This is a genomic window from Bradyrhizobium sp. UFLA05-89 (assembly GCF_059803475.1).
This window is the reverse complement of record NZ_JBANBA010000045.1, coordinates 48,124-66,187: the sequence shown is the minus strand read 5'-3', so window position 1 is coordinate 66,187 and position 18,064 is coordinate 48,124. Positions and strand designations below refer to the sequence as shown.

Here is an 18,064-nt window from a genome sequence, read left to right as displayed (position 1 = left end):
GCCCGGCTCCGCCCCCTGCCCCGCCGCGCAACGCCAATTCCGGCGTGGTGCTGCGCACCCTGACCGAGGACGAACGTTCCGCCCGCGCCAGCGCGCTGGCCGATGCCAAGCTGCGCGAGGTCGAAGAGCGCCGTCAGGCCGAGGAAGAAGCCCAGCGCCGCGCCATTCGCGAAAGCGCCGAGCGTGCCGAGCGCGAGGCCGCTGAAGCGCGCCGCAAGGCCGAGGACGAGCGTCATCGCCACGAGGACGAAGCCAAGCGGAAGGCCGAGATCGAGGCCAAGAAGCGTTTTGGCGAAGGCGAGCAGCCGCAATCTCCCGCGCGTACCGCGACGGCGGCACCGGCCGCTCCTGCGCCGCGGCCCGGGACCACCACTGCGCGGCCGACGGCCTCCGCGGCCCGGCCCGCAACGACCACACAGCGGCCGGCCGGCCCGGCGGGTCGCGCCCCCGCAGTCGCGGCCGGACCGGACGAGGACGAGGGTCCGCGCCAGATCCGTCGCGGTCCTGGCGGCGCCGCACGTCCCGTGGCGGCCCCCAAGACCACCCACAAGCCCGGCCCGCAGAAGGAGCGCGGCCGCCTGACCGTCGTCACCGCGCTCAATGCCGACGAGGTGCGCGAGCGCTCGATCGCCTCGTTCCGCCGCCGCACTCAGCGCCTGAAGGGCCATGCCTCGAACGAACCGAAGGAAAAGCTGATCCGCGAGGTGACGATCCCGGAGGCGATCACGATCCAGGAACTCGCGAATCGCATGTCCGAGCGCGCGGTCGACGTCATCCGCATGCTGATGAAGCAGGGCGCGATGCACAAGATCACCGACGTGATCGACGCCGACACCGCTCAGCTCATCGCCGAAGAGCTTGGCCACACCGTGAAGCGTGTTGCGGCCTCCGACGTCGAAGAAGGCCTGTTCGACGTCGTCGACGATTCCACCGACACCGAGCCGCGTTCGCCGGTCGTGACCGTGATGGGTCACGTCGACCACGGCAAGACCTCGCTGCTCGACGCGCTCCGTCACGCCAATGTGGTCTCGGGCGAAGCCGGCGGCATCACCCAACACATCGGCGCCTATCAGGTGTCTTCGCCCGAAACCGGCAAGAAGATCACCTTCATCGACACGCCCGGCCACGCCGCGTTCACCGCGATGCGCGCCCGCGGCGCCAAGGTCACCGACATCGTCGTGCTGGTGGTCGCGGCCGATGACGGCGTGATGCCGCAGACGGTCGAGGCCATCAATCACGCCAAGGCGGCGGGCGTACCGATCATTGTTGCGATCAACAAGATCGACAAGCCCGACGCCAAGCCCGAGCGCGTGCGCACCGAACTGCTCCAGCACGAGGTTCAGGTCGAATCCTTCGGCGGCGAAGTGGTCGACGTCGAGGTGTCCGCCAAGAACAAGACCAATCTCGACAAGCTCCTGGAGATGATCGCGCTGCAGGCCGAAATCCTCGACCTGAAGACCAATTCGGAGCGTCCGGCCGAAGGCACCGTGATCGAGGCCAAGCTCGACCGCGGCCGTGGTCCGGTCGCCACCGTGCTGGTCCAGCGCGGCACGCTTCGTGTCGGCGACATCATCGTCGCCGGCGCCGAGATGGGCCGCGTCCGCGCGCTGATCTCGGATCAGGGCGAGACCGTGCAGGAAGCCGGCCCCTCCGTGCCGGTCGAGGTGCTCGGCTTCAATGGCCCGCCTGAGGCAGGCGATCGTCTCGCGGTCGTCGAGAACGAAGCCCGTGCCCGCCAGATCACCAGCTACCGCGCGCACCAGAAGCGCGAGAACGCGGCAGCCTCGATCTCCGGCATGCGCGGCTCACTCGAGCAGATGATGTCGCAGTTGAAGACCGCGGGCCGCAAGGAGTTCCCGCTGATTGTCAAGGCCGACGTGCAGGGCTCGCTGGAAGCGATCCTCGGCTCGCTCGAGAAGCTCGGCACCGAGGAAGTCGCAGCCCGCATCCTGCATGCCGGCGTCGGCGGCATCTCGGAGTCCGACGTCACGCTCGCGGAAGGCTTCAACGCAGCGATCATCGGATTCAGCGTTCGCGCCAACAAGGAGGCGGCCGCGGCCGCCAAGCGCAACGGCATCGAGATCCGCTACTACAACATCATCTACGACCTCGTGGATGACGTGAAGAAGGCGATGAGCGGCCTGCTCGCACCGACCCTGCGCGAAACCATGCTGGGCAATGCCGAGATCCTGGAGATCTTCAACATCTCCAAGGTCGGCAAGGTCGCCGGTTGCCGCGTCACCGACGGCACCGTGGAACGCGGCGCCAATGTGCGCCTGATCCGCGACAACGTCGTCGTGCACGAAGGCAAGCTGTCGACGCTGAAGCGCTTCAAGGACGAAGTGAAGGAAGTCCAGTCTGGTCAGGAATGCGGCATGGCGTTCGAGAACTACCACGACATGCGTGCCGGTGACGTGATCGAGTGTTATCGAGTGGAGACGATCCAGCGCTCCCTGTAAGTCCAAATCTTACCGAAGCGACCGGATCCTTTTGAACTGAAATTGCGAGAGCGCGATGGCCGGATTCATTCCGGCCATCGATGTCTCGTTCGTTTCGACGTGACAAATGACAATGCCGGTGTCCCATCACGGGCATGACGAGGTGATTTTCCAGACAATGCCCCGCCACCATCAGAAAAAGAGCTCCGCGCCTGGCGGCTCGCAGCGGCAGCTGCGCGTCGGCGAGCAGGTTCGCCACGCGATGGCCGAGATTCTGGCGCAAGGCAATGTGCATGATGCGGATCTCGAAGGTCACATCATCACCGTGCCGGAGGTACGGATGTCGCCGGATCTGAAGCTCGCGACCATCTACGTGATGCCGCTTGGCGGTCGCGACACCGAGCGCGTGATTGCCGCGCTCGATCGCAACAAGAAATTCCTGCGCGGCGAAGTCGCGCGGCGCGTTAACCTGAAATTTGCACCTGACATTCGCTTCCGCGTCGACGAGCGATTCGACGAAGCGGAACGGATCGAGAAATTATTGCGAACGCCTGCGGTGCAAAAAGACTTGGACAAGGATCCGGAACAGAATCCGGATTCGGATCGGGAAGAAGAACAATGATGATGGACCCGGCTCACGGTGCAATCGGCACCGAAGACGCTGACTCGGGCGACGTGCAGAAAAATAATTTAGCCGAGCTGCGCAGCGACGCCACGCCGCATGCGCAGGAGCGCCGCGTCAACAACGATCCGCGCGCCAAGCAGCAGAAGAACAATCAGCCGCGCCGCGACCGGCGCGACGTGCACGGCTGGGTCGTGCTCGACAAGCCGATCGGGATGACCTCGACGCAGGCCGTCGCCGTGCTCAAGCGTCTGTTCAACGCCAAGCGCGCCGGCCACGCCGGCACGCTGGATCCGCTCGCCTCCGGCGGCCTGCCGATCGCACTCGGCGAGGCCACCAAGACCGTCCCCTTCGTGATGGACGGCCGCAAGCGCTACCGCTTCACCGTCTGCTGGGGGGAAGAGCGCGATACCGACGATATCGAGGGCCGGGCGACCGCCAGCTCCGACCAGCGTCCGACTCGGGAAGCCATCCTGGCGCTGCTGCCCCGGTTCACCGGCGTGATCGAGCAGGTCCCGCCGCGCTATTCCGCGATCAAGGTCCAGGGCGAGCGCGCCTACGACCTGGCACGCGACGGCGAGGTCGTGGAGCTGGCACCCCGCCCGGTCGAGATTCACCATTTATCCCTTGTCGATCAACCAGATAGCGATCGAGCGGTATTCGAGGCCGAATGCGGCAAGGGAACCTATGTCCGCGCCCTGGCCCGAGATATGGGCCGGATTCTCGGCACTTTCGGCCATATCTGCGCGCTGCGGCGGACCCTGGTCGGCCCGTTTGGCGAGAACGACATGATTCCGCTGGATCAGTTGGAGGCTTTGTGCCATAGAGCCGCGTCCGGCGAGGGCAGCCTCGCCGACGCGCTTTTGCCCGTTGAGACCGCGCTGGACGACATCCCGGCACTGGCCGTCACTCGGGCTGATGCGGCAAGGCTCCATCGGGGCCAAGCCGTTTTGTTGCGCGGACGGGATGCGCCCACTTGTAGCGGCACAGTCTATGTCACGGTGGCAGGCCGTCTTTTGGCGCTTGCTGAAGTTGGCAATGGCGAAATCATCCCCAAGCGTGTGTTCAACCTGACCGGCCTGACTGCCAGCACCGGTCGCAACGAGAGAAATTGACGATGTCGATTGCCGCAGAACGCAAAGCGGAAGTCATCAAGACGAATGCCACCAAGGCCGGCGACACCGGCTCGCCCGAGGTCCAGGTCGCGATCCTTTCGGAACGCATCAACAACCTCACGAACCATTTCAAGACCCACGTGAAGGACAATCATTCGCGCCGCGGCCTCTTGAAGCTCGTGTCGACGCGCCGTTCGCTCCTCGATTACCTGAAGAAGAAGGACGAGGCGCGGTACAAGGCGCTGCTCGAGAAGCATAACATTCGTCGTTAAGAGCTCTTGCGCGCGCCACCGGCGCGCGTTTCTGCGCGTGGTTTCGAACGAAAGCACTTTTTTCAAGGTTTTTGATCGAGGCTCACGCGCATGTCGGGTGCGGGCCAATACCGATTCGCATCCGGGCATGATGGTCGAAGGCCGCGATACGGCGTTCGCGCTCGTGCCGACTGACCAGTCCAGCAGCAATCCGGCGGCTGGGCGCAACGGGCAAGGCGCCCGTATGACCCGAAAGGATGGACGCCATCCGAAATCCAAAAACCATGGCAGGATCGCAGGACGCTGATCACCCGCTTCGATCAGCGTCCCGCAATCTTGCGCATGGTTTTTGTTTTTCGACGCGTCTCCTCTTTCGAGAACCCATGAAAGAAGACATCTATGTTCAATAAGCATTCAGTCGAGATCGACTGGGGCGGACGCCCTCTTAAGCTTGAAACCGGCAAGGTCGCACGCCAGGCCGACGGCGCCGTCCTCGCGACCTACGGCGAGACCGTGGTGCTCGCCACCGTCGTCGCCGCGAAGGCGCCGCGCGAAGGTGTCGACTTCCTGCCGCTGACGGTCGACTACCAGGAGAAGGCCTATGCCGCGGGCCGCATTCCCGGCGGCTATTTCAAGCGCGAGGGCCGTCCGACCGAGAAGGAGACGCTGGTCTCCCGCCTGATCGACCGCCCGATCCGTCCGCTGTTCGTCGACGGCTGGCGCAACGAGACCCAGGTGATTGCCACCGTGCTGTCGCACGACATGGAGAACGACCCCGATATCGTCGCGCTGGTGGCATCGTCCGCTGCGCTGACCCTGTCCGGCGCTCCGTTCAAGGGCCCGATCGGTGCTGCGCGCGTCGGCTTCGCCAATGACGAGTTCATCCTCAACCCGACGCTCGACGAGATGGTCGAGACCCAGCTCGATCTCGTGGTCGCCGGCACCGCCGACGCCGTGCTGATGGTGGAATCGGAGGCCAAGGAGCTCAACGAAGACATCATGCTCGGCGCCGTGATGTTCGGCCACCGCCACTTCCAGCCGGTGATCAACGCGATCATCGAGCTCGCCGAGAAGGCCGCCAAGGAGCCGCGCGAAGTCACCGTCATCGACAATTCGGCGCTCGAAAAGGAAATGCTCGGCCTCGTCGAGCAGGAGCTGCGCGCCGCTTACGCCATTCCCGTCAAGCAGGATCGCTACGCCGCGGTCGGCAAGGTCAAGGAAAAGGTGATCGCCCATTACTTCCCTGAAGGGCAGGAGCCGAAGTACGACAAGCTGCGCGTCGCGGGCGTGTTCAAGGAGCTTGAGGCCAAGATCGTTCGCTGGAACATCCTGGACACCGGCAAGCGCATCGATGGTCGCGACTCCAAGACGGTCCGCAACATCGTCGCCGAAGTCGGCGTGCTGCCCCGCGCCCACGGCTCGGCGCTGTTCACCCGCGGCGAGACCCAGGCGATGGTCGTGACCACGCTCGGCACCGGCGAGGACGAGCAGTACATCGACGCGCTGTCGGGAACGTACAAGGAGACGTTCCTGCTGCACTACAACTTCCCGCCCTACTCGGTCGGTGAGACCGGCCGTCTCGGCGGCACCAAGCGTCGCGAGATCGGCCATGGCAAGCTCGCCTGGCGCGCGATCCATCCCGTGCTGCCGCCGCACCACGAATTCCCCTACACCACGCGCGTGGTGTCGGAGATCACCGAGTCCAATGGCTCCTCGTCGATGGCGTCGGTCTGCGGCGCCTCGCTCGCGCTGATGGACGCCGGCGTGCCGTTGAAGCGGCCGACCGCGGGCATCGCGATGGGCCTGATCCTCGAAGACAAGCGCTTCGCGGTTCTCTCGGACATTCTCGGTGACGAGGACCATCTCGGCGACATGGACTTCAAGGTCGCCGGCACGGAAGCGGGCATCACCTCGCTCCAGATGGACATCAAGATCGAGGGTATCACCGAGGAGATCATGCGTGTCGCCCTTGGCCAGGCCAAGGAAGGCCGCATCCACATCCTTGGCGAGATGGCGAAGGCCCTGACCGCGGCCCGCGCCGAGCTCGGCGAATACGCGCCGCGCATCGAGACCTTCAAGATCCCGACCGACAAGATCCGCGAAGTGATCGGCACCGGCGGCAAGGTGATCCGCGAGATCGTCGAGAAGACCGGCGCCAAGGTCAACATCGAGGACGACGGCACCGTGAAGGTCGCCTCCAGCGACGGCGAGGCGATGAAGGCTGCGATCAAGTGGATCAAGTCGATCGCGTCCGAGCCCGAAGTCGGCCAGATCTATGACGGCACCGTCGTCAAGGTGATGGAGTTCGGAGCCTTCGTGAACTTCTTCGGTTCCAAGGACGGCCTCGTCCACATCAGCCAGCTCGCGGCCAGCCGCGTGCAGAAGACCACCGACGTCGTCAAGGAAGGCGACAAGGTCAAGGTCAAGCTGCTCGGCTTCGACGACCGCGGCAAGACGCGCCTGTCGATGAAGGCCGTCGACCAGCAGACCGGCGAGGACCTCGAGGCCAAGCAGAAGGCCGCTGAGGGCCAGCAGGCTCCGCGCGAAGCGGCCGGCGAGTAAGCTCTCGGCACATCAGAAACGCGAAGGGCGGCCGAAAGGCCGCCCTTTTTGTTTGTGTTCGTCTTGGGCGACATGCGCTCCCTCTCCCGCTTGCGGGAGAGGGCTGGGGAGAGGGTCTCTCCCCAAGCGAGAGCCCCCGTGTGGAGCGAGCCCTCATCCGACGCTTCGCGTCGACCTCTCCCGCAAGTGGGAGAGGTGAACAGCAACTGCTACTCAGACCAGATCGAAGCGATCGGCGTTCATCACCTTGGTCCAGGCGGCCACGAAGTCCTTGGCGAACTTCTGCTTCGAATCCCCGCTCGCGTAGACTTCCGCGAATGCGCGGAGCTGCGAGTGCGAGCCGAAGATCAGGTCGGCGCGGGTCGCGGTCCACTTGACCGCATTGGTCTTGCGGTCACGCCCCTCATACGCGCCGTTGGCGGCCGGCGCCCACTGCGTGCTCATGTCGAGCAGGTTGACGAAGAAATCGTTGGTCAACGTCCCCGGCTTCTCCGTGAAGACGCCGTTCTTCGAGCCACCTGCGTTGGCGCCGAGCACGCGCAGACCGCCGACGAGAGCCGTCAGCTCGGGCGCAGTGAGCCCCAACAGCTGCGCCCGGTCCACCAGGGCTTCCTCCTGCCTCAGGAACTGATGCTTGCCGCCGACGTAGTTGCGGAAGCCGTCAGCCCGCGGCTCGAGCGGCGCGAAGGACGGAACGTCCGTCTGCTCCTGCGAGGCATCCGTGCGGCCCGGCGTGAACGGCACCTTCACGTCGACGCCGGCGTCCTTCGCAGCCTTTTCGACCGCGGCGCCACCGCCGAGGACGATGAGATCGGCAAGCGAGATCTTCTTCTTGCCTGCGCCAAACTCCTTCTGGATCGCCTCGAGCTTGCCGAGCACCTTGGAGAGCTGGGCCGGCTGGTTGACCTCCCAATCCTTCTGCGGAGCAAGGCGGATGCGCGCGCCATTGGCGCCGCCGCGCTTGTCGGAGCCGCGGAATGTCGAGGCCGATGCCCAGGCCGTCGAGACCAGCTCGGACACCGAGAGGCCGGAAGCCAGGATCTTCGTCTTCAGCCCCGCGACGTCCTGCTCGCTGACGAGCTCATGATCGACGGCCGGAATTGGATCCTGCCAGATCAACGTCTCCTTCGGCACCAGCGGGCCGAGATAGCGCGCGATCGGGCCCATGTCGCGGTGGGTAAGCTTGAACCAGGCGCGGGCAAAGGCGTCCGCGAACTGATCCGGGTTCTCCAGGAAGCGCCGCGAGATCTTCTCATAGGCCGGATCGAAACGCAGCGAGAGATCAGTCGTGAGCATGGTCGGCACATGCTTCTTGGACTTGTCGAACGCGTCCGGAATGACCGCCTCAGTGCTCTTGGCCTTCCACTGCTGCGCGCCGGCCGGGCTCTTGGTCAGCTCCCATTCGTGACCGAACAGGTTCTCGAAGAAGTAGTTGCTCCACTTCGTCGGCGTCTGCGTCCAGGTGACTTCCGGGCCGCCGGTGATCGCGTCAGCGCCGATGCCCGTACCGTGCTTGCTCTTCCACCCGAGGCCCTGATCCTCCAGCGCACCGGCTTCCGGCTCCGGCCCGACGAGGGACGGGTCGCCTGCACCGTGCGTCTTGCCGAAGGTGTGGCCGCCGGCGATCAGCGCGACGGTCTCCTCGTCATTCATCGCCATGCGGAAGAACGTCTCACGGATGTCGTTGGCGGCCGCGACCGGATCCGGCTTGCCGTTCGGCCCCTCGGGATTGACGTAGATGAGGCCCATCTGCACCGCGCCGAGCGGTTCGGCGAGCTGGCGCTCGCCGCTGTAGCGTTCATCGCCCAGCCACGTGCCTTCGGGACCCCAATACAATTCCTCAGGCTCCCAGACGTCGGCGCGGCCACCCGCAAAACCGAACGTCTTGAAGCCCATCGATTCCAGCGCGACGTTGCCGGCGAGGACCATCAGGTCGGCCCACGAGATCTTGCGGCCGTACTTCTGCTTGATCGGCCAGAGCAGCCGGCGAGCCTTGTCGAGATTGGCGTTATCGGGCCAGCTATTCAGCGGCGCGAAGCGCTGCTGACCAGCACCTGCGCCACCGCGACCGTCGGTGATGCGGTAGGTGCCCGCGCTGTGCCAGGCCATGCGGATCATCAGGCCACCATAGTGACCGAAGTCGGCCGGCCACCACTCCTGAGAGTTGGTCATCAGGGCATGCAGGTCCTTGACGACCGCATTCAGGTCGAGCGTCTTGAATTCCTTGGCATAGTCGAAGTCCTTGCCCATCGGATCCGACAGATCGGAATTCCGGTGCAGGACCTGGACATCCAGTTGATTCGGCCACCACTCGCGGTTCGAGGGTGCGGGTTTTCCGCCCGTGAACGGGCATTTTGCTTGATCGTCCATGAATACCTCCTCTGGTGGCGTCGAACTTCGCCATGACCCAGGTCAAACGACTCTAGGCGCTGCCTCTTATCAGGTAAAGTTGACTTTAATGATCGCTGCGATAGGATTTTCTGATGATCAATCTGACGCTGCGGCAGCTCCGATATTTCGATGCGCTGGCGCGTCTCGGCCACTTCGGGCGCGCGGCGGAAGCCTGCTCGATCTCGCAGCCGGCGCTGTCGATGCAGATCAAGGAAATGGAAGAGACGCTCGGCGGCCTGCTGCTCGAACGCAGCGCGCGCCAGGTCGCACTCACGCGCTTCGGCGAGGAACTCGCCCAGCGCGTCCGCGAAATCCTGCGCTCGGTCGATGAGCTCGGCGATTTCGCGCGCGCCTCGCGCGACCGCTTCGCCGGCCGCCTGCGCATCGGCATGATCCCGACGATCGCGCCCTATCTGCTGCCGACGATCACCAAGAACCTCACGCGCCTGCATCCGGAGCTCGACATCCGCGTCCGCGAGACGATGACACCCAAGCTGATCCAGGAGCTGACCGAAGGCCGGCTCGACACGGCGATCGTCGCCCTGCCGGTCTCGGAAGCCTCGCTGACGGAAGTCGCGCTGTTCGAGGAAAAGTTTCTGCTGGTGCGGCCGGGCACGGATGAGGGAACTCCGGTGCCCTCACGCGAGATGATGCGTGAGATGCGCCTGCTGCTGCTGGAGGAGGGGCATTGTTTCCGCGACCAGGCGCTGTCGTTCTGCAACATGCAATCGGCCCCGCCGCGCGAGATGCTGGATGCGAATTCGCTGTCGACGCTGGTTCAGATGGTCAGCGCCGGCATCGGCGTGACCTTGATCCCGGAAATGGCCCTGCCGGTCGAGACGCGGTCGGCCTCCGTGTCGGTCGCGCGCTTCGCCGATCCGCAGCCCTCGCGCACCATCGGCATGGTCTGGCGCAGGACCAGCCCCCTGGCGCGGCAGCTCCTGCAAATCTCCGAAGTGGTGTGCCTGTCGGCCGGCAAGGTGCGCGCACGGCATGCGGCGAGCACCATACCGCGCAGTGCCAGGGCCTGATCGACGCGGCAGATCATCCCCATGTCCACTCCGGTCATCCGTCCCGCCGAGCCGCACGAATACGACGAGATCGCCCGTGTCTGGATGGAGAGCTGGGTCTCGACCGGCCTGGCGGAGGCGAGCAATTTCCTGCTCGCGAACCTGCGCGCGCGGGTGCGACGCGAGATCGAGGGTGGCTGGAGCCTCTTTGTCGCCGATGATGACGGTGCGATCGCCGCCATGCTGGCGCTGCATCTGCCGAACCTCTATCTCGACCAGCTCTTCGTCGCACCGCGCTATCAGGGACGCTCGCTCGGCCATCAGTTGCTCGCGTTCACGCGAACGCAGTTGCCGGACGAAATCGTCCTGCGTTGCGTGCGCGAGAACGAAAAGGCCTGGCGCTGGTACGAGCGCGAGGGCTTTGTGTTCGAGAAGGAGGAGGTCGCGACGGCAACGGGCTTCATGATGAAGTGCTATCGGTGGCGCAGAAAGAAGGGCGTCGATCGATTGCCAGGTAGTGTCTCAGTTTGAAATCAAGGCCTGCCTGCGATAGCCTCGCGATGCTCGCGACGGGAGAGCAACGTGCCGAGGTTCAAGCTTCATTCTCCGGGCGCTTGGGGTGAAAAGAACGCCAGAGACTACAGCTATTCGATGGTGCTGGAGACCGATGGCCGGGTCGAGTTATCCGGCCAGGGCGGCTGGCATCCTGATACGCTCGATTTCCCGGTCGACGTTCCGATTGAGGCAGAGATCAATCGAGCCTTCGATAATGTGGCCTTCATGCTGAATGAGGTCGGGCTTGATTGGGCAAACGTCGCTCACGTCAACTCATACCATACGCCGGAACCGGACGGGACGATCCTTGCAGCTACAGCGGAGATGGCGCGGCAGTTTCGCCTTCGCATGCCCAATCATAAGCCGATCTGGACGTGCCTAGGCGTCGCGGTGCTTGGCGACCCTAAGATGCACGTCGAAATCCGCGTCACGGCCTTTAGAGAGTGACGGCAACGCGCTTTTGGTAGGGGCCGCGCTTTCCAGGCTTCAGCGCAAGAGCGTCCATCTTCTCGCAGAGATCGACCATCGACCGAAGCGTCTGCGACATGCGCGCGGCCATCGCGGGCTCATTTTCAGCGCCTTGTGCATTTCGATGACGTTGCATCAAACTGTTTGGAAAGGGAGAATTGACCAACACCTTGCGTGAAACATGCATCGTCACCCGAGCCGTAGCGACTTGCCAAGCAGCACAAGACGCGCGATGCACGAGGAAAATCGCGTCCCGATGAAAGGTCCGCTCCCATGATCAAGCTCTATTGGTCGCCCCGCTCGCGCTCCTTCTCCGCGCTCTGGCTGATGGAGGAAACCGGCCTGCCCTATGAGCGCGTGCTGACCGACATCACGACGGGCGCGCAGAAGGCGCCGGAGTATTTGAAGATCAATCCGATGGGCAAGGTGCCGGCCCTGGTCGACGGCGACGCTGCGCTCGGCGAGGCGGCCGCGATCTGCGCCTATGTCGCCGATCGCTACCCGGAGACGAAGCTCGCGCCTGCGCCAACCGATCCGCGTCGCGCGCGATATCTGCAATGGCTGTTCTTCGGGCCAGGCTGCATCGAGCCCGGGTTGATCCAGATCTTCACCAAGCTCGAGGTACCCACCTTCACGGCCGCCTGGGGCAGCGCGACGCAGGTATTCGACGTCCTCGACGCCGCGCTGGCCAAGGGACCATGGATCCTCGGCGACGAGTTCACGGCCGCCGACATCGTGATCGGCTCGGGGCTGAACTTTGCGGTGCGGATGTTCAAGATGGTGCCGCCGCGCCCCAGTTTCGACGCCTACATCGCCCGCTGCGTGGCCCGGCCGGCGTTCCAGCGCGCCGAGAAGATCGCGGCGGGTTGAGAGATCAAGGGTGGGCAAAGGCACATTCGCGCCGTGCCCATCACGTTTCCGCGATGGTGACAGAAGTGGTGGGCACGTCGCTTGCGCTCCTTTGCCCACCCTACAGAGCCTTCGCTTATTCCAGCGTCTTCAAATCTTCCGGCTTCGGCATCAGGATAATGTTGTAGCCGGAATCGACATAGTGCACCTCGCCGGTGACGCCGCCTGACAGCTCCGACAGCAGATACAGCGCCGAGCCGCCGAGCTCATCGAGCGTCACGCCGCGGCCGAGCGGCGAATGCTTTTGCTGGAATGCGAACATCGCGCGGGCCTCACCAATGCCGGAGCCGGCGAGCGTGCGCACCGGCCCTGCCGAGATCGCGTTGACGCGGATGCCGCGCGGGCCAAAATCGGCGGCGAGATAACGTACCGAGGCTTCCAGCGCCGCCTTGGCGACACCCATGACGTTGTAGTTCGGCATCGCGCGCATCGAGGCGCCGAAGGTCAGCGTGATCATCGAGCCCCCCGCCGGCATCATGTCGGCGGCGCGCTTGGCGATTTCCGTGAAAGAGAAGCAGGAAATCACCATGGTACGCGAAAAGTTCTCGCGGCTGGTGTCGGCGTAGCGGCCCTTCAACTCGTTCTTGTCGGCAAAGCCGATCGCGTGGATCACGAAATCGAGCTGCCCCCATTTCGCGCGCAACGCCGCGAACAGCGCATCGACACTGGCGATGTCCTCGACGTCGCAAGGCAGCACGGTGTCGACACCGAGCGACTCCGCCAGCGGCCTGACCCGCTTGCCCTGCGCGTCGCCCTGGAAGGTGAAGGCGAGCTCGGCGCCGTGGGCGCGCAGCGTCTTGGCCATGCCCCAGGCGATCGAGTGATCATTGGCGATGCCCATGATCAGACCGCGCTTGCCTTTCATTAGTCCCTGCATTGCAGCCGTCGCTCCCATTTTTCGACGTCATCGCCCGCGCAGGCGGGCGATCCAGTATTCCAGAGACGGTCGTGATAAATAGAGAGGCCGCGGCGTACTGGATGCCCCGCCTCCGCGGGGCATGACCGACTCAAATCATTGCGCATCGAGCCGGCTGAACACCAGCGTGGCATTGGTGCCGCCGAAGCCGAACGAGTTCGACAGCACGGTGCCGATCTTGGCGTTGTCGATGCGCTTGCGCACGATCGGCATGTCGGCGAACACCGGGTCGAGCTCCTGGATGTGTGCGCTCTCGCAGATGAAGCCGTTGTTCATCATGAGAAGCGAATAGATCGCTTCCTGCACGCCGGTCGCACCCAGCGAATGGCCGGTGAGTGCCTTGGTGGCGGAGATCGGCGGGCACTTCTCGCCGACGCCGAACACTTTCCGGATCGCCTCGATCTCCGGCGGGTCGCCCGCCGGCGTCGAGGTAGCGTGCGGATTGATGTAGTCGACCTTGGTCTTCACGGTCGACATTGCCATGCGCATGCAGCGCTCGGCGCCTTCACCCGACGGCGCGACCATGTCGTAACCATCCGATGTCGCGCCATAGCCGACGATCTCGCCATAGATGCGCGCGCCGCGCGCCTTGGCGTGCTCGAGCTCTTCCAGCACCAGCACACCGGCGCCGCCTGCGATGACGAAGCCGTCGCGATTGACGTCATAGGGACGCGAGGCGGTGGCAGGCGTGTCGTTGTATTTCGAGGACATCGCGCCCATGGCGTCGAACAGCACCGACAGCGACCAGTCCAGTTCCTCGCAACCGCCGGCGAAGATGATGTCCTGCTTGCCGATCTGGATCGTCTCATAGGCATTGCCGACGCAATGGTTCGACGTCGCGCAGGCCGACGAGATCGAATAGTTCACGCCCTTGATCTTGAACCAGGTCGCGAGCGTCGCAGAGGCTGTGGACGACATCGCCTTCGGCACAGCGAACGGTCCGACGCGCTTCGGTCCCTTGGAGCGGGTGACGTCGGCGGATTCGACGATGGTGCGGGCCGACGGACCGCCGGAACCCATGATGATGCCGGTGCGGATGTTGGAGACTTCGTCAGGCCCGAGACCGGAATCCTGGATCGCCTGCTCCATCGCGATGTGATTCCATGCCGCACCCTGGCCAAGGAAGCGCATCGCGCGCCGGTCGATTACCGTCGCGGGATCGAGCGTCGGCTCACCCTGCACCTGCGAACGGAAGCCGAGCTCGGCATATTTTTCTGCCCGCGAGATGCCTGACTTCGCCTCGTGAAGGCTCGCAAGCACTTCCTGGGTGTTGTTTCCGATGGACGAGACAATGCCCATCCCGGTGACCACAACCCGCCTCATGACAGCCTCGCCCTAATCGTTGTCGTCTTTAAAGTGATACGCTTTGCTTCAGCCAAGACTCTTGGTTCAACCAAGACTCTCGCTTCAACCAAAGCTCTTGGTTCAACCAAGGTTCGTGCCCTGCTTGAACAGGCCGACCTTCAGATCCTTTGCGCGATAGATAATCGTGTCGTCGACCGAAAGCCACCCATCGGCAATGCCCAGCACCAGCTTTGAGCGCATCACACGCTTGATATCGACCTGGTACACGACCTTGCGGGCTTCGGGCAGCACCTGGCCGCCGAACTTCAACTCGCTGAGGCCCAGTGCGCGGCCGCGGCCCTCGCCGCCGACCCAGCCGAGGTAGAATCCGACCATCTGCCAGAGCGCGTCGAGGCCAAGGCAGCCCGGCATCACCGGGTCGTTCTTGAAATGGCAGCCGAAGAACCAGAGGTCCGACTTGACGTCGAGCTCGGCCCGCACCAGTCCCTTGCCGTATTCACCACCGGTATCGGAAATGTCCGTGATGCGGTCGAACATCAGCATCGGCGGCAGCGGCAATTGGGCGTTGCCTGGGCCGAACATCTCGCCGCGGGCACAAGCCAGCAAATCCTCGTATTCGTAACCGTTGCGCCTGTTCAGCATCCCGGAGCCTCTGTTCAAATCCCGAAGGGGCAGTTTTGGCGAAAATGGCCCCGTTTCTCGATGAAAGGAGCGCCATTGACCATTGTCAGGCACAAAAACCGCGCGGCCGAATCGACCGCGGGCCAAGCCTCATTGGGCCCGGCTGCGCCAAAACTGGCTAAGCGGGACCGCGCGCTCTCTATCATAGGCCCTCCTGGCGTCAAAGCGCCCATTACAGGGTAGAATGATCGCATCTCGTCCCGGTTCCGGGCCGACTTAGAACCGCTCTAGTTGCGAGAAACTTGCATCTGCATCTATCCGTCCATATATTCGAGGACAATAGTGTTCTTCCTCGCGTGCCCTGAAATCGGAAATGAGCGATAACGCCCCGAACCACCACGACGAAACCGCCCATTCCGCGTCCCTCCACTCCGGACGCCAGCCGGCCTTGACCGGCTGCCCGTGGCACGACGTCAACGAAATGCTCCAGGCTGCCGGGCTTCGCCCAACGCGCCAGCGCATGGCGCTGGGCTGGCTGCTGTTCGGCAAGGGTGCCCGGCACCTGACCGCCGAAATGCTCTACGAGGAAGCGACGCTGGCCAAGGTTCCGGTGTCGCTGGCCACCGTCTACAACACCCTGAACCAGCTCACCGATGCCGGTCTGCTGCGCCAGGTCAGCGTCGATGGCACCAAGACCTATTTCGACACCAACGTCACCACGCACCACCACTATTATCTCGAGAACAGCCACGAGCTCGTCGACATTCCCGACCCACATCTGGCGCTGTCGAAGATGCCCGACGTGCCCGAGGGCTACGAGATCGCGCGCATCGACATGGTCGTGCGTCTGCGCAAGAAGCGCTGAGGCTTTCCTAGGTGTTCAGTTTGATCGTCATGGCCGGGCTCGTCCCGGCCATCCACGTTCTAGGCTAAGCAAGAAAGTGCGTGGATGCCGGGGACAGGCCCGGGCATGACGTTGGGGCAACAGGTTGTCCTCTCGCGTCAGTTCACCAGCTCGTCGGCGTAGACGCCCCAGAGCCGTTCCTGCTGGATCCAGCCGTCAAAACCGTTGCCCATGACGTGGCACCAACCCGTGGTGCATTTCTTGACCTGGGCAACAACGCCGGCCTGGAGCTTTGCGGCGATCGCGCTCTCGGTGTCGGCGCGATCATAGATCGGCGCGAGATCGTCCTTGTGCTTCATGGTGACGACGGCGGTGCGTCGGCCCGACAGCAATGAATGATAGACCCAGCCCTCGGCACCTTCGGAATCGCGAACCCGGCGCCAGTTCTCGAATTCGGCGGTGATTTCGACCGGGAGACCCGCGCGGGTGTAAACCCAGGCCACATCGTTGTCCTTGGTCGGGCCGGCGCGGACATTCACATGGTCGGATTTGAGGCTGACATAGCGGGGCACAGGAAGGCCGCTCGCGGTCTGAACCGCGTCCTTGGCCGAATGTCCGGGGCTGACCGAAGCGCTCAGCCAACCCAAGACGAGCACCACCAGCGACCAAAAACGCCCCAACGCCATCACGACCCGTCTCCTGCCGGAACCCCGCCGCAAGCGAGCCGAATTCCGAGAAATCACTTCCAAACCCACGCCGCATGCCCCTCTCCCCGCCCCACGCGGGTCCTTCCTTCCGCTGCCGTGGTTCTTGTCTTGGCCCGGCCATCTGCTAGAGAGGACGAACGTCTAACAAACCAGTTTGGCCCGATTTTCCGGCCGGAAATGTCGGGAGAGCTTGAAGGAAACGCCGGGGACGATGCGGCAGCGCCAGTGTCGAACAACCGGGTTAATGAGGTCTGAACGGTAAGCCTTTGACGACAGAGGCGGCCAGCGAAGCCTCATGAGAGCAGGACATGTCGGTCAAGAAAAAACCCCTCGTCGTCGTGACACGCAAGCTGCCGGACTCCATCGAGACGCGCATGCGCGAATTGTTCGACGCCCGGATCAATCTTGACGACACCCCGATGTCGCGGGAGCAGATCGCGGAAGCCGCGCGCACGGCCGACGTGCTGGTTCCGACCGTGACCGATCATATCAACGCCGACATCATCAACCAGCCCGACTGCAAGCTTCGTTTGATCGCGAATTTCGGCAACGGTGTCGACAATATCGACGTCGAGGCGGCGCATGCGCGCGGCATCACCGTCACCAACACGCCGAAGGTTTTGACCGAGGACACCGCCGACATGACCATGGCGCTGATCCTCGCGGTGCCGCGTCGGCTGATCGAGGGCGCCTCGGTGCTCACCGAAGGAAAACCTTGGGCGGGCTGGTCGCCGACCTGGATGCTCGGCCACCGCATTGGCGGCAAGCGGCTCGGCATCATCGGCATGGGCCGCATCGGCCAGGCCGTGGCACGCCGTGCCCGCGCCTTCGGCCTGCAGATCCACTATCACAACCGCCGGCCCGTCGCGCCGAAGATCGCCGACGAGCTGGGCGCGACCTATTGGGAAAGCCTCGACCAGATGCTGGCGCGGATGGACATCATCTCGGTGAACTGTCCGCACACGCCGGCCACTTATCATCTGCTCTCGGCGCGGCGGCTGAAGCTGATCCGAAAAGAGGCCTACATCGTCAACACCGCGCGCGGCGAGGTGACCGACGAGGACACGCTGATCAAGCTGATCGAAGCCGGCGAGATCGGCGGCGCCGGCCTCGACGTCTACGAGCATGAGCCCGCGGTCAACCCGAAGCTGGTGCGGCTCGCCAAGGCCGGCAAGGTGACGCTGCTGCCGCATATGGGCTCGGCCACGATCGAAGGCCGCGTCGAGATGGGCGAGAAGGTGATCATCAACATCCGCACCTTCCTCGACGCCCACAAGCCTCCGGATCGCGTGCTGCCGAGCATGCTCTGAGGCTTATTGTTTAAGCATGATCTCCGCGCAAACGCGTTCC

General features: G+C 64.0%; 17 protein-coding genes. 11 read left to right on the top strand and 6 right to left on the bottom strand.

Annotated features, from left to right (window positions below):
* From infB to pnp, 5 genes are all read left to right on the top strand, one after another.
* The coding region (infB, locus tag SO139_RS23195) for a translation initiation factor IF-2 (RefSeq protein ID WP_474802900.1) at positions 1-2,459 on the top strand (2,459 nt) is incomplete at its 5' end.
* 157 nt (positions 2,460-2,616) lie between these two features.
* The gene (rbfA, locus tag SO139_RS23190) at positions 2,617-3,060 is read left to right on the top strand and encodes a 30S ribosome-binding factor RbfA (protein WP_449381562.1); all 444 of its coding nucleotides are present in this window, start codon (positions 2,617-2,619) and stop codon (positions 3,058-3,060) included.
* On the top strand, positions 3,057-4,175 hold the full coding sequence (gene truB, locus SO139_RS23185) for a tRNA pseudouridine(55) synthase TruB (RefSeq protein WP_449381558.1): 1,119 nt from the start codon (positions 3,057-3,059) through the stop codon (positions 4,173-4,175). The genes rbfA and truB overlap by 4 nt, the downstream gene beginning before the upstream one ends.
* A 2-nt stretch (positions 4,176-4,177) precedes the next feature.
* On the top strand, positions 4,178-4,447 hold the full coding sequence (gene rpsO, locus SO139_RS23180) for a 30S ribosomal protein S15 (RefSeq protein WP_008540131.1): 270 nt from the start codon (positions 4,178-4,180) through the stop codon (positions 4,445-4,447).
* A 378-nt stretch (positions 4,448-4,825) separates the two neighbouring features.
* Complete coding sequence (gene pnp, locus SO139_RS23175) at positions 4,826-6,988, top strand: polyribonucleotide nucleotidyltransferase (protein ID WP_449381557.1); 2,163 nt, start codon at positions 4,826-4,828, stop codon at positions 6,986-6,988.
* 213 nt (positions 6,989-7,201) lie between these two features.
* Here pnp and katG read toward each other — a convergent pair whose 3' ends face one another.
* Positions 7,202-9,358, bottom strand: coding sequence for a catalase/peroxidase HPI (katG, locus tag SO139_RS23170; protein ID WP_449381556.1), 2,157 nt, complete (start codon positions 9,356-9,358; stop codon positions 7,202-7,204).
* Positions 9,359-9,471: 113 nt separating this feature from the next.
* On the opposite strand from katG, the gene SO139_RS23165 reads away from it, so the two are divergent.
* From SO139_RS23165 to SO139_RS23155, 3 genes are read left to right on the top strand one after another with little or no spacing between them, the layout of a single operon-like run.
* The gene (locus SO139_RS23165) at positions 9,472-10,410 is read left to right on the top strand and encodes a hydrogen peroxide-inducible genes activator (protein ID WP_449381555.1); all 939 of its coding nucleotides are present in this window, start codon (positions 9,472-9,474) and stop codon (positions 10,408-10,410) included.
* 21 nt (positions 10,411-10,431) lie between these two features.
* Positions 10,432-10,920: a GNAT family N-acetyltransferase gene (locus tag SO139_RS23160; protein WP_449381554.1), complete on the top strand. Its 489-nt coding sequence runs from the start codon at positions 10,432-10,434 to the stop codon at positions 10,918-10,920.
* Between the two features lie 51 nt (positions 10,921-10,971).
* Positions 10,972-11,391 (top strand): Rid family hydrolase, encoded by a 420-nt coding sequence (locus tag SO139_RS23155; RefSeq protein WP_449381553.1) that lies wholly within the window; start codon positions 10,972-10,974, stop codon positions 11,389-11,391.
* On the opposite strand, the gene SO139_RS23150 is transcribed toward SO139_RS23155, so the two are convergent.
* The gene (locus tag SO139_RS23150; protein ID WP_449381552.1) at positions 11,381-11,503 is read right to left on the bottom strand and encodes a hypothetical protein; all 123 of its coding nucleotides are present in this window, start codon (positions 11,501-11,503) and stop codon (positions 11,381-11,383) included. The genes SO139_RS23155 and SO139_RS23150 overlap by 11 nt on opposite strands.
* Before the next feature lie 182 nt (positions 11,504-11,685).
* On the opposite strand from SO139_RS23150, the gene SO139_RS23145 reads away from it, so the two are divergent.
* Complete coding sequence (locus SO139_RS23145) at positions 11,686-12,282, top strand: glutathione S-transferase family protein (protein ID WP_449381551.1); 597 nt, start codon at positions 11,686-11,688, stop codon at positions 12,280-12,282.
* 115 nt (positions 12,283-12,397) lie between these two features.
* On the opposite strand, the gene fabI is transcribed toward SO139_RS23145, so the two are convergent.
* The 3 genes from fabI to fabA all read right to left on the bottom strand — a co-directional run bounded on the left by fabI (position 12,398) and on the right by fabA (position 15,184).
* The gene (gene fabI / locus SO139_RS23140) at positions 12,398-13,198 is read right to left on the bottom strand and encodes an enoyl-ACP reductase FabI (RefSeq protein ID WP_449381550.1); all 801 of its coding nucleotides are present in this window, start codon (positions 13,196-13,198) and stop codon (positions 12,398-12,400) included.
* A gap of 135 nt (positions 13,199-13,333) precedes the next feature.
* Complete coding sequence (gene fabB, locus SO139_RS23135) at positions 13,334-14,560, bottom strand: beta-ketoacyl-ACP synthase I (protein ID WP_449381549.1); 1,227 nt, start codon at positions 14,558-14,560, stop codon at positions 13,334-13,336.
* 102 nt (positions 14,561-14,662) lie between these two features.
* Positions 14,663-15,184 (bottom strand): bifunctional 3-hydroxydecanoyl-ACP dehydratase/trans-2-decenoyl-ACP isomerase, encoded by a 522-nt coding sequence (gene fabA / locus SO139_RS23130; protein WP_449381548.1) that lies wholly within the window; start codon positions 15,182-15,184, stop codon positions 14,663-14,665.
* 352 nt (positions 15,185-15,536) lie between these two features.
* On the opposite strand from fabA, the gene irrA reads away from it, so the two are divergent.
* Positions 15,537-16,028, top strand: coding sequence for an iron response transcriptional regulator IrrA (irrA, locus tag SO139_RS23125; RefSeq protein ID WP_449381547.1), 492 nt, complete (start codon positions 15,537-15,539; stop codon positions 16,026-16,028).
* Positions 16,029-16,165: 137 nt separating this feature from the next.
* Here irrA and SO139_RS23120 read toward each other — a convergent pair whose 3' ends face one another.
* Positions 16,166-16,693, bottom strand: a complete 528-nt coding sequence (locus SO139_RS23120) for an SH3 domain-containing protein (RefSeq protein ID WP_449381561.1) — start codon at positions 16,691-16,693, stop codon at positions 16,166-16,168.
* 329 nt (positions 16,694-17,022) lie between these two features.
* On the opposite strand from SO139_RS23120, the gene SO139_RS23115 reads away from it, so the two are divergent.
* Entirely contained in the window at positions 17,023-18,024 is a 1,002-nt protein-coding gene (locus tag SO139_RS23115) for a 2-hydroxyacid dehydrogenase (RefSeq protein ID WP_449381546.1), read from the top strand.
* Positions 18,025-18,064 lie beyond the last annotated feature (40 nt).

Bases quoted from the DNA above. Each gene is read 5' to 3' on its own strand.
- rbfA (WP_449381562.1), top strand. From the start codon at position 2,617: ATGCCCCGCCACCATCAGAAAAAGAGCTCCGCGCCTGGCGGCTCGCAG.
- truB (WP_449381558.1), top strand. From the start codon at position 3,057: ATGATGATGGACCCGGCTCACGGTGCAATCGGCACCGAAGACGCTGAC.
- rpsO (WP_008540131.1), top strand. From the start codon at position 4,178: ATGTCGATTGCCGCAGAACGCAAAGCGGAAGTCATCAAGACGAATGCC.
- pnp (WP_449381557.1), top strand. From the start codon at position 4,826: ATGTTCAATAAGCATTCAGTCGAGATCGACTGGGGCGGACGCCCTCTT.
- katG (WP_449381556.1), bottom strand. From the start codon at position 9,358: ATGGACGATCAAGCAAAATGCCCGTTCACGGGCGGAAAACCCGCACCC.
- SO139_RS23165 (WP_449381555.1), top strand. From the start codon at position 9,472: ATGATCAATCTGACGCTGCGGCAGCTCCGATATTTCGATGCGCTGGCG.
- SO139_RS23160 (WP_449381554.1), top strand. From the start codon at position 10,432: ATGTCCACTCCGGTCATCCGTCCCGCCGAGCCGCACGAATACGACGAG.
- SO139_RS23150 (WP_449381552.1), bottom strand. From the start codon at position 11,503: ATGGCCGCGCGCATGTCGCAGACGCTTCGGTCGATGGTCGATCTCTGC.
- SO139_RS23145 (WP_449381551.1), top strand. From the start codon at position 11,686: ATGATCAAGCTCTATTGGTCGCCCCGCTCGCGCTCCTTCTCCGCGCTC.
- fabI (WP_449381550.1), bottom strand. From the start codon at position 13,198: ATGCAGGGACTAATGAAAGGCAAGCGCGGTCTGATCATGGGCATCGCC.
- fabB (WP_449381549.1), bottom strand. From the start codon at position 14,560: ATGAGGCGGGTTGTGGTCACCGGGATGGGCATTGTCTCGTCCATCGGA.
- fabA (WP_449381548.1), bottom strand. From the start codon at position 15,184: ATGCTGAACAGGCGCAACGGTTACGAATACGAGGATTTGCTGGCTTGT.
- irrA (WP_449381547.1), top strand. From the start codon at position 15,537: ATGAGCGATAACGCCCCGAACCACCACGACGAAACCGCCCATTCCGCG.
- SO139_RS23120 (WP_449381561.1), bottom strand. From the start codon at position 16,693: ATGGCGTTGGGGCGTTTTTGGTCGCTGGTGGTGCTCGTCTTGGGTTGG.
- SO139_RS23115 (WP_449381546.1), top strand. From the start codon at position 17,023: ATGTCGGTCAAGAAAAAACCCCTCGTCGTCGTGACACGCAAGCTGCCG.